Origin of the sequence: Streptomyces sp. NRRL F-5122, from assembly GCF_001507435.1 — a bacterium.
Lineage (GTDB): Bacteria > Actinomycetota > Actinomycetes > Streptomycetales > Streptomycetaceae > Streptomyces > Streptomyces lannensis.
Map to the genome: position 1 here is coordinate 1 of NZ_LMWH01000006.1, position 12,435 is coordinate 12,435.

General features: G+C 68.1%; 10 protein-coding genes. 6 read left to right on the top strand and 4 right to left on the bottom strand.

Annotated features, from left to right (window positions below; all coding sequences use genetic code 11):
* Positions 1–93 precede the first annotated feature (93 nt).
* A complete protein-coding gene (locus ADL25_RS03260; protein WP_059126079.1) occupies positions 94–1,005 on the bottom strand; it encodes a hypothetical protein in 912 nt (303 codons plus the stop codon).
* Between the two features lie 5 nt (positions 1,006–1,010).
* Positions 1,011–1,355: a hypothetical protein gene (locus ADL25_RS03265; protein WP_059126080.1), complete on the bottom strand. Its 345-nt coding sequence runs from the start codon at positions 1,353–1,355 to the stop codon at positions 1,011–1,013.
* A 41-nt stretch (positions 1,356–1,396) separates the two neighbouring features.
* Here ADL25_RS03265 and ADL25_RS03270 point away from each other — a divergent pair, with 41 nt between their 5' ends.
* The 3 genes from ADL25_RS03270 (at position 1,397) to ADL25_RS03280 (ending at position 6,419) form a co-directional block, all read left to right on the top strand.
* Positions 1,397–5,251, top strand: a complete 3,855-nt coding sequence (locus tag ADL25_RS03270) for a CHAT domain-containing protein (protein ID WP_059126081.1) — start codon at positions 1,397–1,399, stop codon at positions 5,249–5,251.
* Positions 5,252–5,559: 308 nt separating this feature from the next.
* Positions 5,560–5,772, top strand: coding sequence for a hypothetical protein (locus ADL25_RS03275; RefSeq protein WP_234380383.1), 213 nt, complete (start codon positions 5,560–5,562; stop codon positions 5,770–5,772).
* Positions 5,773–5,996: 224 nt separating this feature from the next.
* On the top strand, positions 5,997–6,419 hold the full coding sequence (locus tag ADL25_RS03280) for a hypothetical protein (protein WP_059126083.1): 423 nt from the start codon (positions 5,997–5,999) through the stop codon (positions 6,417–6,419).
* Between the two features lie 465 nt (positions 6,420–6,884).
* Here the strand turns inward: ADL25_RS03280 and ADL25_RS48830 are convergent, their stop codons facing one another.
* Positions 6,885–7,058, bottom strand: a complete 174-nt coding sequence (locus ADL25_RS48830) for a hypothetical protein (RefSeq protein WP_159044864.1) — start codon at positions 7,056–7,058, stop codon at positions 6,885–6,887.
* 122 nt (positions 7,059–7,180) lie between these two features.
* Between ADL25_RS48830 and ADL25_RS03285 the strand changes: the two genes are divergently transcribed.
* The 3 genes from ADL25_RS03285 (at position 7,181) to ADL25_RS03295 (ending at position 10,855) form a co-directional block, all read left to right on the top strand.
* Entirely contained in the window at positions 7,181–9,355 is a 2,175-nt protein-coding gene (locus tag ADL25_RS03285) for a DUF3289 family protein (RefSeq protein ID WP_159044865.1), read from the top strand.
* Positions 9,356–9,368: 13 nt separating this feature from the next.
* Positions 9,369–9,941: a hypothetical protein gene (locus ADL25_RS03290; protein ID WP_199839091.1), complete on the top strand. Its 573-nt coding sequence runs from the start codon at positions 9,369–9,371 to the stop codon at positions 9,939–9,941.
* A gap of 155 nt (positions 9,942–10,096) precedes the next feature.
* Positions 10,097–10,855 (top strand): hypothetical protein, encoded by a 759-nt coding sequence (locus tag ADL25_RS03295; protein WP_234380385.1) that lies wholly within the window; start codon positions 10,097–10,099, stop codon positions 10,853–10,855.
* Between the two features lie 118 nt (positions 10,856–10,973).
* Here the strand turns inward: ADL25_RS03295 and ADL25_RS50225 are convergent.
* Positions 10,974–12,435: DUF2637 domain-containing protein (locus ADL25_RS50225; RefSeq protein WP_234380392.1), on the bottom strand; the 1,462-nt coding region annotated here is incomplete at its 5' end.

Genomic DNA, 12,435 nt, shown 5'->3' on the forward strand with positions numbered 1-12,435 from the left:
TGATCCGCCGCTACATCATCTGGCGAAACCGCCATGCCGACGACCAGCACCTACAAGCCGTCATCGACAGGGCAAACGTTGCCTGAGGCGGCACTAGCGGCCCTTGCGCACGAGGTCGGTGATGCGCTCGCCCTCGCTGATCGTGAGAGGACCTGTCTCCTGCGGGGTGTCGCCGACCCCCAGCGCGGCCGCCAACGTACGGCCGTGCAGGTCGACGGCGGCCTCGGTCAGGGTGGTGAAATCGGCTACCGCGGCCCGAGCGCGGGCCCAACCGGTCAGGCCAATACCCGCAGCAACCAGCATGGCAGGCCACCACACCACGGTAAGAAGCGCATAGGGCACGGCCCAGGTTCCGGTGGCGACCGCAGCGGCAAATGCCGAGTGGGCAGCGGTGAGTTCTGCACGTGTGGCGTCAGGAAGGACAAGCCAGAGCCGGGACCAACCGTAGGTCAGATCGAGTCCGTAACGGTGGTACGCGATCGACTCCACAGCGTGGATGCGGTCGCCCATCCAGGTCGCCCTGCCCGGTTCAGCCATGGCCAGCCGGGTGAGGCGCTGGGCCACGGTGTCGATCTCGTCCTGTTGCTCGCGGGTACGTGTGCCCGGGCTCGCGCGTTCGAGCGCCCGGCGTTCTGCTACGAGCCGGTGCCACTGTGCACGCCGACGGGCCGTCTGCGCCGCCACGAGCTGGCCAAGGGGGCGCGGCCACTGCCCCAGCCAGATGCGCCGCGTGACTCCGGCCAGCGCCTGCACAACAAAGCCGGTACCGGCGGCGCCCGCAAGTACAACTACGACCAGTAGTGCCTGTGCGCCGGTCGGCAGGTCCACGACCGTGGCGGCGGCGTTCTCGGCCTGCCGGGTCAACAGGACGACGTTCCACGCCTGGCCATGGCCGAGGCTGACGGCCAGCCACACCCCGCCGAGGAAGAACACACCGGGCAGCACGAGCAGGCTGATCCACCGGTCGGCCAGCGCCTTGGCCAACTGCTGGAAGAACCCTCCCATTTGCGCTACCTCCGCTCCATGAGCCGGCCCAGGACAGCGCAGCGCGGGATCGCCCCCGCCGGGGGCGGTACCGCTGTGCGGTCGCAGGCGCCGTCCGGGCAGCGGAAAGCCTCCTCACGGGCAGTACCCGGACCGGCTCCCGGCAGCCCCGTCGCGAGCGTCCGCAGGGTTGTCTCACGATCGGTGTTCAACAACTGGCTGAGCAAGCTGAGCACCGGGTGGCGGGCTCGCGCCTCCGCCACGATCCTCTCCAGCAGTTCCTGACGTTGCGCGGAGTGGAGCCCGGTCTCGCTGATCAGCGCATCGAACTCCTGGCACAAAGTGGTCAGGGCCGATCGTTCGGCGTCCACTCGCCCCCCTTTGCGTAACTGGGCCGATAGTCTCACGGTCGATGTCCTCCGACCACCGGCTCGATCCGGAGCTCCTGAACCAGCAGGCAGTCGACCTGTTGAACCGTGCCACCCGGTCCCGTGACACGGTCCTGCTGGGCACCTGCATCGCATTGTTCGAGAGCGTCGTCGCCAAGACACCTCACCACCATCCGCACCGCGCCACCCGCCTGTCCAACCTCGCCGAGGCCCACCGGGCGCGGTACGCGCTGACGGGACAAGGGGACGACGCCGACCAGGCGATCGCCATCGGGCACCAGACCATCGCCGCCCTCCGCGACGGCGACCCGAACGCCGCGCTGATCCTGTCCAACCTCAGCGCCGCGCACCTTCTGCGGTTCCAGCGGGTCGGGCACCCCAACGACCTGGACCGGGCCATCCAGTTCGGTCAGGAGGCAGTGGCCGCGACCGGCGCCGCCTCGAACATCGCGGTGTACCTGTCCAATCTCGCCTTGGGCTTCCTGCTGCGATTCGAGGCGAGCGGGCACATCGTGGACTTGGACCGCGCCATCAACACAGGCGAGCGCGCAATGGCCGCCACTCCGGCCCACTCCCCATACCGGTCGACAACCCTGACCAACCTCGGCACCACCTACAGAGCGCGGTTCAAACGGGCGGGCCATCCGGCAGACCTGGACCGCGCCATCGACATCGGGGAACAGGCCCTCACCACCGACGCCGGCGACCCGAACCGAGTGACCATCCTGTCCAACCTCGCCATCGCCCACTACGACCGCTTCGAGCGGACCGGGAGCCTGGCGGACCTGGCACGAGCCATCGAGCATCACGAACACGCAGTGGCCACCACCCCCAACAACACTCCAGACAGGGCGGTTTACCTATCCAACCTCGGCATGGCCTACCAGGCGCGATTCGACCGCCTGGCGGACGTGGCCGACCTGGACCGTGCCATCGACCACCTCGGCCGTGCGGTCGCCGCAACCTCCCACGGTCACCGCTCTTTCCCGACGTTCCTGTCCAACCTCGGCCTCGCCTACCAGGCGCGATTCGACCGGCTCGCGGACGTGGCCGACGTGGACCGGGCCATCGACCACCTCGGCCGTGCAGTCGCCGCAACGTCCCACAGTGACAGCGCTTTCTCGACGTTCCTGTCCAACCTCGGCCTCGCCTACCGGGCACGGTTCGACCGGCTCGGTGACGTGGCCGACCTGGACCGGGCCGTCGCCCATCACGAACAGGCCGTGGCCGTCACACCCGCCGACCACCCGGATCTCGCCCACCGCCTGTCCAACCTCGGCGCCGCATACGACGCACGGCACACACGCAACGGGAACCTGGTAGACGTGCACCAGGCCATCGAGAGCCTCGAACGGGCGGTCGTCGCCCTACCCGCCGATCACTCCCTCCGCGGGACCAGCCTGTCCAACCTCGCAGCAGCCCTGCGGGCGCGGTTCGACCGCCTGGGAGACGTGGCCGATCTTGACCGGGCCATCGCCCATCACGAACAGGCCGTGGCCGCCACCCCTGCCGACCACCCGAATGTCGCGTTGCACTTGTCGAACCTCGGCCTCGCCTACTGGTCCCGGTTCGCCCGCACCGGGGACGTATCCGCCATGGACGCGGCCATCGACACCGGCACACGCGCGGTGGCCGCCACGCCGGAGGACCACCCGGACCGTGCGCTGCGCCTGAACAACCTCGGCAATGCCCTCCAGCAGCGATTCGAGCACAGCGGCAGCCTCCACGATCTGAACCGGGCTATCGGCCACAAGGAACGTGCCGTAACTACCGTGCCGGCCGACCACCCGAGCCAGGCCCTGTACCTGTCCAACCTCGCCGTCGCCTACCAGGCACGGTCCCGGCGCAGCGGCGCCAGAACGGACTTCGACCGCGCTGTCGACCTCGCCGTCCTGGCACTCGCGGCCACCCCCGACGACCATCCCGACCGGGTGCTGCGCCTGTTCAACCTCGCACGAGCCCACCAGGAGCGGTACGAACACTCGGGCCATCCGACCGACCTGGACCGCGCTGTCGACCTGGCGCGGGAGGCGGCCGCCGCCATCCCTGCCGACCATCCCGACCGCGCGCAGTATCTATTCCTTCTCGGCAACGCCTACCGGCTGCGGTTCCAGGCAACAGGCGCTACATCGGACCTCGACCGCGCTGTCAAAGCCGCGGAACGAGCGGTCGCGGCCACCCCCGACGGCCATCCCAGGCGTGCTGCACGCATTCACCTCCTCGGGACCTGTTACATGAGGCGGTGGAACACCGGCGGCACCCTCGACCGATCGCAGACTGCACGACTTGCAAAGGATGCGCTCGCGGCCACGACGGCGCCCCCGTTCGACCGGCTGCGCGCCTGCAGGGTGGCAGGCCGGCTCGCCCACCTACTGGGCGAGCCACAGACCGCGCGACTACTGCTCGATACAGCAGTGGAGTTGCTGCCCTTGGTCGCAGCGCGGGAGACCTCATCGGCGGACCACGAACACCGCCTCGGCGCGAACCGCGGGCTGGTCGGTGAAACGATCGCCGTGCACTGCGCCCTTGACGATCCAGGCGGCGCGGTCCAGGCCGGTGAGCTGGGCCGCGCAGTCTTGCTGGCGTCCCAGCTGACTCTGAGGACACCGCTCACCGATCTCGAATCCGAGCACCCCGTGCAAGCCCGCCGCCTGCACCGCGTCCGCGACGCCCTCAATGCGCCCGATCCCCCACCCATAGCGTCGTCCGGCGGCCAGGACCTCGACCATGTCGACCGACGTAAACGGCTGTGGGCCGAGTATGACGCCGCATTGGCGGAGATCCGCCGACTGCCGGGTCTGGACCGGTTCTTGCTCCCGCCTACGTGGACCGAGCTGCGTCCGACCGCCACCGGCGGGGCGGTCGTGCTGCTCAACGCCGGCCTGCAGCGGTGCGACGGCATTGTTGTCACCGCCGACGGGCCCCCGCTGCTGGTACCGCTGCCCGAACTGCAGCTCGTCGACGTCGAGGCGTGGGCCGCCGAGCTGACAGAAGCAACGCACGACACCGGGTCGTTCAGCGCCGAGCTGCGCCGACAACGGGTGCTGACGGAATTGCTCGGCTGGCTGTGGGACACGGCGGTCAAGCCGGTCATCGAGGCCGTCGAACGCCGGCTCCGCCCAGACGACCAGGTACTGCCCCGCGTGTGGTGGATGCCGACCGGGCTGCTCGGACTCCTGCCATTGCACGCGGCCGGGCACCCCGGTCAGGCCGGGGCACTCGACCGAGTGATCTCGTCGTACACACCCACCCTGCGCGCCCTCGCCCATGCACGAGGACGCCCGGCCTCGACGAACCTGCACCGGCTCACCGTGGCCCTCGACCGGACCCCAGGCCTGCCGGACCTGCCGGCCACTGCTGCCGAGGCGGCGAGCCTGCATGCCACCCATCCCGACATGCCACTGCTCACCAACGAACGGGCCACCGCCGCCCATGTGACCGACGCACTCCCCAAGGCGGGCTGGGCACACTTCGCCTGCCACGCCGGCACCAACCCCGACGAGCCGTCCACCGGCGGGCTTCACCTCCACGACGGCGTGCTACCCATCGCGGAGATCGGCCGCCTCAACCTCCACGGGGCCGAGCTGGCATACCTATCTGCGTGCTCCACTGGACGCGTCGGCTGGCGGCACGCGGACGAGTCCATCCACCTCGCCTCCGCGTTCCAGCTGGCCGGGTTCCGGCACGTCGTCGCGAGTCTGTGGCCACTGGACGACCACGTCGCGGCCGACGCGGCCGACGACTTCTACCGGCTCATGCCGCACACGCGGTCCGCCGACGATGCGCCGGTCGTGCTCCACCGCGTCATCCGGCGCCTGCGCGCCGAGCACACCGGACGACCACACCTGTGGGCGTCACTGATCCACAGCGGGCCATAGTCCGGACCGGACACGAACTCAGAGACCGAGCGGTCCTCGATTCGGCCGTCGGTGTGCCCTCAGCGAGGGTGTAGACGCGGCCCAGGGCGTCAAGATCGTTCGTACAGTGGCACGCTCCACCTTGACGCCCTGAACCACGCCTGCTCCACGGTGTGCGGGTCGACGGCGTACGGGATGGGAGCTGGGTAAGTGGTGGGTGCAGGAGGGATGATGCCGTCATGGCAGATGAACCCGGGCGCCCCCTCAGCGAGCTTCGCCAAGGCGAGACAGTCCAAGCAACGATCACCAGTCACGAGCCATGGGGCCTCATGGCAGAGCTCAACGGATACGAGCCTGTAGGCGCCTCGCTGGACATCTATCGCCGCAGCCGAGAGCCGGGAGTGCAGCGGCTCGCCCAGGAGCTGCCGCCTGTGGGAGCGACCGTCGACCTCGTCATAGGCGAGGTGCGCACGTGGCATCACAAGCCGTGGATATGGGTGGACCTCACAGCGCCCAGTCATGACCCGTCGGACCGCCCGTAACCGTCGACGGCATGCAGGTCGCGGTTCGTGCCCCCAGCGTGCCCGACGGGGCGACAGGGCGACGGGGAACACCGGCGAACGTCGCAGGAACGCACAGGTCAGCGTCTTGCCAGATCAGACCGCATCCGCATACGCGATTTTCCAAACTAGTGCTCCACAACCCTGGAGTGGGACATTGAGGCTCCGCACCGGCCGCGCGGTACGGTGCCGCTCAGGGGGTGGCCATGAGTGAACAGGACCTGTCGGCCTACGCAGCGATGTGGACCACGGAACGGGATCAGTGGGAGCTCCATCGATTCGACGATGGCTACCTACCGATCATGAAGAGTGATCCGCCGATGGCAGAGGTGATCTGTGATGACGAGCTGGCGGACCTGGTGATCACGCGGATGCTCGCGGCTGGAGTGGCCGTGGTGGACAACTCGCCTGAACTGCATTTTCTACCCCTACACAACTTCGCGCCCCACACGTGCCCCACGATCCGCGGTGTGGCACACGGAGACCCGCGGCTCGCCGAAGGGACCCGCGTCTACCTCACCTCAGAGTCGGGTGATGACCCCACTGAGCAAGGTGCCGACACCCATCAGGGAGACAAGGTCCCCTCCGGACGGGTCGGCTACGGGAACCCCGGTTCTCCAGATCTTTAGATGTCTCGCGAGACAGCGGGCGCATCTCCGGCTGAGCTCGATGACAAGCGGGGTCACCGTCGTGGCGTAAGCGGTACGACGATTGCCGACTGGCTCGAGATCTGCTCACGGAGAGCCGCGTTCTCGGCGTACAGGGCGGCGATGACGGTTGCTGCGGCGTCGACTTGATCCTGGAGACGGTCGCGGTCTGTCCGGGCTTTTCGGAGATGCTGGCGTAGTGCGGTGATGGTCTCGGCGTGCTTGCGGTCTTGGGCGCGGGCTGGACTGTGCCCGATGCGGTTGTCCAGTCGGCCAGCACGTTCGTGGCGCGGTTCATGGTGGCGCGGCTGACGCCGGCTTCCCGCCAGAGGTTGTTCTTGGTGAGTTTTCCGTCGGTGCGGGCTGGGCGGCCGGCGAAGAGCCGTTCCATGGCGTCGCGCAGAGCGTGTTCTGTGCGCGGTGAGACGCTCGGACGCTCGGCTGAGGTCATGAGGTGGTCCTTCGCAGGACGTGATCGACTTCGTTGAGTTGCTCGGTCAGTTGCTTGCGGCGATTGGCCGCGAGTTCCTCCTTGGTCGCCAGGCTGGTGCCCAGGCAGAGCAGGAACACAAGCGGAACAGGGCTTACCAATCGCAAACGTTTCAATTTCGCCTCCACCACACCTTGGGAACCATCCCCCACATCTGCTAGCTTCCCCGTTCGATTCCGAACTGTCGTGACACAACGGCAGCTTCGAGACAACAGGCATGTCTTCAGGCATGGCTTCAGACATGGGAGGCCCCATGAACAGAAGCACCGCTGTGCCCCTCGGCGCGGCCTTACTCCTTCTCCTCGGCACGGCCGTGCCCGCCGCCGCGGGAACCCCCGGCGACGGCGCGGCCACCGACGGGGCGACGCTCTACCGCGACAACACGGTCGACGTCTCCTACCGCCAGGTCGCCCCCGGCGACGCGGCGTGGAGCCAGGTCCCGCCCGCCCTCCGCGGCAGAGCGACGGAGGGCTCGTACGTCGCCCGGCTCCAGCTCGAGAACGTCTCCGATCACCCCGTCTCCAAATGGTCGCTGACCTTCGAGCTCTCTGACCGCATCACGGACACCTCCGCCGCGAAGCTCGCCGCCCCCCAGGACGCACGCACGACGCTCCAGGGCGTCGGCCCCACGAACACCCTCCAGCCGGGCAGGACCGAGACCGTCTGGTACCGCGCCGAGCCCGGCGCCAAGGCCGATACCCCGACCTGGGCGTCCTTCGCCAAGCACGGCATCTCGCCGACGGAGGACACCGACGGCGACCGCCTCCCCGACGACCTGGAGGTGCGCGCCGGGCTCGACCCCAAGTCCGGGGACACCGACGGCGATGGCCTCTCCGACTTCGCCGAGCTCGGCTACGGCTTCAGCTCCCCGCTCAAGGCCGACACCAACGGCGACGGCACCAAGGACGGCGCCGAGGACCCCGACAAGGACGGCCTCACGGCCGCCCGCGAGCTCAAGCTCCGCACGGAGCCCACCAAGGCCGACACCGACGGCGACGGCCTCGCGGACGGCCGCGAGCTGAAGCTCCGCACGGAGCCCACCAAGGCCGACACCGACGGCGACGGCGTCCAGGACGGCGAGGAGACGAGGCTCAACTCCTCCCCCCGCGCTAAGAACTCCGCCTTCGACGTGACCCGCCGCGCGAACGGCGGCGCCACTACTGCCGAGGCCACGCTCAAGGGCCTGCGCGCCAAGCAGGTCGGCGGCTTCCAGGTCACCAGGCTCCCTGCCAAGCAGCGGGAGTTCCCGGAGTCCACTCCGGGCTACCTCGGCAACGGCTTCCAGGTCTCCGCCCCCGCGGACGGCGCCGCAAGGCTCACCTTCCGCCTCGACCCCGACCGTACGGACGGCACCGCACCGGCCCTCTACCGCTACGACGAGAAGGCCCGCCACCTCGTCAAGCAGTCAGGCCAGCAGCACAGCGGCAGCACGATCACGGCCACCGCCACGGCCGGCGGCTCCGCCAAGTACGTCGTCCTCGACAGCCACGCCTTCGACAAAGCGGGCCCCAAGGCCCCTGGCAAGCGAATCCTCTTCGACGGCCCCGCCGACGGCGGAGACCCGGGTGACCCGGGCAACCCGCCCCCGACCGACATGCTGATCCACCAGTCGTCCTACCTCGAGGGCCACCGCAAGGCCCCCGACCCCCTGCACCCGCCCGTCCCGGCCGACCCGCGCGTCGCCGACGACCTCACCTTCAACGACTACAACTTCGACAAACTCACCGACCTCGGCTGGGAGTTCTGGGTCGCCCGCATCACCCCCGAGTCCTGGATGTGGGCCGAGTTCAACGACATCATGAACTTCGGCAAGCTCGGCGCCGACGCCGACTACGCCCAGTCCGTCGACGACCTCCGCAACGCCTTCCGCTACGGCCGCGGCGGCCAGAGCGCGGGCACGGTCACCGTCGACGACAACTTCGACCCCGGCCGCTACCTCTACAGCGGCTCCGGCACGGCCCTCTCCCGCGCCGTCGGCGCCTCACCACAGGAGAAGACGTACACCGACAAGGCCAGCCAGATCATCAAGCAGTCCCTCATCGACAACAAGGGCCGCACCGATCAGCTCAAGGTCCAGGAGGACCTCTCCAAGAACTTCCTCTTCCAGGAGTTCCTCCGCCAGGACGTGAAGTACCCGGTGTACGACTTCTCTCTCTGGGACGCCAACCAGCGCGCCCTCTCCATCGCGATCCACCAGTTCCAAGGCCACACGATCGCGCTGAAGGACTACAAGGTCGAAGGCAACTCCTTCTCCGGCATGCTCGTCTTCCACTCTTACGACCACTTCGGTCTCGACCCGGACGACGAGATCACGAACTACGGCTTCATCGACTGGTTTACGCTCCAGCACTATGACCGGTTCGACGGGAAGTACCCACCGGCGATCGCGCAGGCGGACATCGAGATCCCCATCAGCGGCACGTTCTGACCTCGCCGACCTGATGCCCCACAGGCGCTCGCCGGGCCGGGTCCTGGCCGTCACGCTGCTCGTCGTGACGGCCGGGTACCTGGCCTGGCGGGTCGCCGTCCTCGCGGGCCTGGAGGTCCACTTCGGCAGCGGCCTGGACGAGCAGCGCTTCAACCGGCTGCAGCAGGAGTACGACCGCCGCGAGGACGCCTTCGCCCGGGCCGACGCCCGGATGCGGAAGCTGATCGCGGAACACCCCCGCGCCGAACGCATCGACTGGAGCCAGTACCGGACCTGCGTCCGCGAGCCCGGCCGCCCCTCCGACACGTGCACGACGACGCCCCCGCGCGACCAGAAGGTGTACGACGCCCTCTGGGGCGTCAGCGTGATCCTCTACCAGTCCAAGGACGAGGGCCGCACGTTCTACCGCTTCTACCACGAGGACCCCCCGCGCTACACGATCATGCGCGCCCCCGAGGACACCGCGGAGGAGGCTGAGGAGTACGCGGACGCCCACGGCTTCCGCTCCACCCGCCCCCTCGGGCCCGGCTGGACGATCCTCGGCCCGATCGACAACATCGGCCGCGAGGAGAAGCAGTTCCCGTAGGAGGGCTCGCGGAACGCTTCGCCGGGAAGCAGCAGGGAAGCAGCAGGCTCGACACGTTCCGCGGCGCGCCCCGCCTGGCCGCAACGCCGCAGCATCCGGACACCCTCGTCGCCGCCGAGTCCGACGGCAGCTACGCCACCGTGGCGGTGTACGACGTGAGTACCGGCCAAGCCGACGCACAGGCCAAGCGCTTCAATCCAGGGCCGGACGGATGTGAAAGTCTGCAGGACCTCGCCCTGACGCCGGACGCCAGTCAGGTTGTCGTCGCCTGCGCCGCGGCCCATTACCACCAGGTGTTGCCCACGACCGACCTGTCGGACGACGGGATCTACACCACCAGCTGGTCCCCCAGCGCGGTGGCCATCGCCCCCGACGGCACGGTCGCGGCGGGCGTCCACGGGACCTCCGGTCCCGACGTCCAGCTGTTCACGCCGGGCAACTCCACGGCCTTCACGGCCTGGGACTTCCCGCTGCCCTCCGATTACGCCACCACCACCCTCGAGTCCGCCGGTCTGGCCTGGACTCCGGACGGCAGCCGGATCTTCGCCGTAACCGAGGACAGCAACTCTTCGTCCCTGACGCTGCGAGTCCTGAACCATCCGCAGGTCGCCACCACCGTCACCGTGCAGGCACCCGCTTCGTCACCCCGGAACCAGAACCTCACCCTCACCGGAAAGCTCAAAGCGCCCGTGGGATTCGGTGCGGGGAGCACCGTCGACATCTGGCGGCTCGACGACCCCACGGCAGGTGAGGGCACACTGATCGGGTCCGCACCCGTCGCCGCCGACGGCACGTTCAGCTACACGGACCGTCCAAGAGCCAAGGGCGATGTCCAGTACACCGTCCAGTACTACGGCGACGCACGGCACGCATACGCCTATGGCACGCTCACGGTCAACATCACCTCTGACTGAGCCCCTGCCGAAGGCGATCGCAGCCGCGCAATACTGGGCTGACCGGCGATTACCCTAGAGTGCACATCCGTTGACGCTGACTGGATCGCTAGTGCGCAGTCACGAGCAGCGTGGCTTCTCAACGCTGTGACTGCGCATGGTGGAGGGCCAGTGCCTGCCAGCGTCGCTCAAAGTCGACGGCCTGCTCTGCAATGTAGCCAACGGTGACGGGTCGGTTGTGCTGAGCGGTGATCCCACGGGCTGCGCAGTTCTGCGCAATGGTGCTCAGCGGCGGGTCCTCGTTGCGCACCCGTTGTTCCGCCCAGAGGTTGTAGACACGAAAAGGCAAGAAGTAACGGCGTAAGGTCGACGGGCTGACCGGCTTTCCGCCCCGACCGTTCATGCCCTTCCTACTCGCAAGGTAGGCAGACAGCTGCTCGGCTTTGGGTTCCTCGCCGTGCTCGGCCTGATACTCCCTCCAAGCAAGGTAGTAGCGGTCGACAGTAGTCAGAGCGGCGGATTCCCCCGTCGTGTCATCGGCACTAGTCGTGCTGTCGATAGCGGCGCTTACCCTCGGAGTGCGTCGCTCCTTCGCAGGGTGCGCGCCGACGCCAGCTGGTGCGTCTTCAAGCGCGTGTCCATTCGAGCGGGGCTCCACAAGATGCGCCTGAGCGGCGGAGGCGCCAAGTTCCCCCTCATCAAGGAGCATCGACTCGTCCGGCTCGGGCTGCTGGAAGTTGGAAACGAAATACTCCAGGTCGTCCCCCGTGATGGGCAAGCTGTTGCTGCCTGTGATCTGATCTCGCTCGTAGACGAAGGCGGCAAGGGCGGCGGCATCTGGGTAAGTCCCGTGCTGTTGTGCGTACGCCAGCCAAGCGTTGTAGAAGTAGTCACCCCAACCGCCGTCCGCATCGTCGGAAGCCTGAGGATCGCTCTGGTCTTCAGCCGACGTGTGACGCTGCTTGAGGAGTTGCAGCAGCGGAGCAAGCTGATCGTCGTTCAGTGGCCTGCCGGCCGCGGTAGCGATGCCGTACCGGTCTTGGAGCCACACAGCGAACTGCGGGCTCGTAGGCTCGAGGCCGAAGGCCGCCATCCAGTCTTGGTAGGCCCTCGTGAGATGTAAGGCATCCTCTTGGTGCGATGACTCTGGGTGCCTCGCCCGCGACTGGGCGAACAGCAGAGGCTCCAAGCCATTCGCGTCCGCCAATTCCTTATCCTGGTCAACGGCGGCCTCGAGTGCAGATCTCTGCGACTGCGTCAGAATTGCGGTATGTGCGACGGCAAACTGAATGGGTATCTCGTCAATACCTGCAGCGGTAAGACCGGCCGACGCCGTCTCAGCCAAAGGGATGCCGTAGCGGGCGAGCCGGAGCGGCATGAGGGACTCCACCGGCGCCTTGCGGCGCCAGGCGCGGCCGAAGCGGGAGCGTAGGCGGGCCTGGTACACGAGACGTTCCTGTTCCAGCTTGATGACCTGGTCGTAGGAGCGGAGCTCCCACAGCTTCATCCGGCGCCAGAGCAGGAACGTGGGTATGGGGGAGAGCAGCCAGCGGGTCAGGCGGACGCCCTCCATGTGCTTGTCCGCCGTGATGTCCGCGATC

What these genes read in the sequence shown, in the direction of transcription:
- ADL25_RS03280 (WP_059126083.1), top strand. Translation starts at nt 5,997, where the DNA reads ATGAGTGAACAGGACCTGTCGGCCTACGCAGCGATGTGGACCACGGAA.
- ADL25_RS03290 (WP_199839091.1), top strand. Translation starts at nt 9,369, where the DNA reads ATGCCCCACAGGCGCTCGCCGGGCCGGGTCCTGGCCGTCACGCTGCTC.
- ADL25_RS03275 (WP_234380383.1), top strand. Translation starts at nt 5,560, where the DNA reads ATGGCAGAGCTCAACGGATACGAGCCTGTAGGCGCCTCGCTGGACATC.
- ADL25_RS03270 (WP_059126081.1), top strand. Translation starts at nt 1,397, where the DNA reads ATGTCCTCCGACCACCGGCTCGATCCGGAGCTCCTGAACCAGCAGGCA.
- ADL25_RS03260 (WP_059126079.1), bottom strand. Translation starts at nt 1,005, where the DNA reads ATGGGAGGGTTCTTCCAGCAGTTGGCCAAGGCGCTGGCCGACCGGTGG.
- ADL25_RS03285 (WP_159044865.1), top strand. Translation starts at nt 7,181, where the DNA reads ATGAACAGAAGCACCGCTGTGCCCCTCGGCGCGGCCTTACTCCTTCTC.